This is a genomic window from Nonomuraea sp. NPDC050404 (assembly GCF_040655495.1).
In the GTDB taxonomy this organism is placed as follows: Bacteria; Actinomycetota; Actinomycetes; order Streptosporangiales; family Streptosporangiaceae; genus Nonomuraea.
The window spans coordinates 1-1,669 of sequence record NZ_JBFAKB010000095.1 but is presented as its reverse complement, the minus strand read 5'-3'; the positions used below and the strand labels follow the sequence as shown (position 1 = coordinate 1,669).

Genomic DNA, 1,669 nt, shown 5'->3' with positions numbered 1-1,669 from the left:
ACCGCGAACAACACCCGCGCCTTGGGCGTGCCGAGATCGAGCTGCACACCCTCTCGCCACGCGGCCAGCGGACCCAGTATCCCGAACTTCATCGTTCTCTCCTGGCTGGACGCAAGGTAAGCCTGGACAGCCTGTCTCGGTGATCCACCGGGTGACGAAAGGATGACGGACTTGCTGGTTCTGGACGATGAACAGATCCTTGTGGGCGTTGACGTCGTCCAGGCTCGGCTTGATCAGCCGCAAGGGCATGTCGTCGTAGTACGGAATGGCCGGAACCGCGACCATCCGCACGTCGCACAGATAAGCCACCCACACACATCCGGTTCCTGACGTGCGCAGGCCCCCATTGAACTGGCACGCCTGGTTGGGGCTGGTGTTGCACTGGTACACAGGGATGACGCCGGTGAGACGCTCGCCCCGGTTGTCGGCGTCCAGACACCGGGCGAACCGCACGTTGCGGATCCGTCGCGCGGCGGCGGGAGCACCGGCGTTTCGCGGACGGTGAGAACTGCAACGTCTGCCTGCCGTCGCCCGCCCGGCGGGTCAGTCGCAGGAATGGCCCCACGCCTGGTTGGGACGCCAGCTATCTGCACGACAGGTGTCTACTTCTCGAACATCCGTGCGCCGAACCAGTCGAAACGCGGGCGCCAGCCGTTGTTCCGCAGGACCGTGAACACCGGCACTTTGGCATCGGCAGGCTTGATCATGACAGCCCCCTCCCACGAGGTGCGCGGTCCGCCCGGACCGGTCACTGTGACCTGGCCGTCGGCGCCTTCCACGAAGGTTGCTGATCTGCTGCCAGACGTCTTGCCCTTCTGCCACGTCCACTCACCGTAGGCCACGGCCCCCATGGGTCCGGCCGCTGCGCGTACAGAGGCCTTCCCGGAGTGCTCGACGAACTTGTACCGTCCCGTGGACGGGTCGAGGTCGACCTCCATGCGCCAGGCGTAGGCCTGCGACCCACGCACGAAGAGGGTCTGCCATCGCATCTCCTCGTTCTTCCACTGCACGTCGACGCGCACGCCGTCGGGGCCAGGAAAGGCGCCAATCCTGTAAGGCAGCCCGTCACCGTTCATCCCGAGCAGCGCCGCGACCACCTGCTCCACCGGCGCCGGTGCGTCGGAGCTCCGGACCGGGCCGTCCGGCACCTGGGCGCGGTCCCGGTCGGCGAGTGCGCGCTGTCCACGTATCACCGTCATGAGACCGCGCGCCATCACCGCGAGGAAGGTGATGGCAAAGAGTGCAAGGCCCAGCCCTACTTGGCCGTTAAGGGCCGCGAGAATGCCCGCGACGAAGAGGGCGCTTCCCCCGACGAAGACGACGCGCCTGCTGATGACCGCGAACCGTTGGTCCTTGGAGGGAGCCCGCCCGCCGCTCATCGGTGCGCCAACTCGACGCTGTCCTGGACGGCCCGGGTGTCGTAGCACTCCCAATCGCTTGCCGTGGATGCGGACGACGGGGCGAAGATGATCGGCGTGCCGAGCGTCGCGGCGATCAACGCGCCGGTGGTGCGGAACATGTGGCTCCTCTTTCTCTGGCCTTGCCCATAGACCTTAGGATCGTCGTGGGCTTCGGGCTTTGTCATTCGTGCAGGGGAATGTGTCAGTAGTGCACCGCCACAAATGGGCTCCGCATCAGGCGAGGGCCCCGCGTGTGCCCGTCGAACCCG

General features: G+C 66.4%; 2 protein-coding genes. Both read right to left on the bottom strand.

The window, feature by feature from the left end:
- Nucleotides 1–602: 602 nt before the first annotated feature.
- On the bottom strand, nucleotides 603–1,379 hold the full coding sequence (locus AB0I81_RS63995) for a hypothetical protein (protein WP_360680702.1): 777 nt from the start codon (nucleotides 1,377–1,379) through the stop codon (nucleotides 603–605).
- The gene (locus tag AB0I81_RS63990; protein WP_360680699.1) at nucleotides 1,376–1,519 is read right to left on the bottom strand and encodes a hypothetical protein; all 144 of its coding nucleotides are present in this window, start codon (nucleotides 1,517–1,519) and stop codon (nucleotides 1,376–1,378) included. Before AB0I81_RS63990 ends, AB0I81_RS63995 begins: the two co-directional genes overlap by 4 nt.
- Nucleotides 1,520–1,669 lie beyond the last annotated feature (150 nt).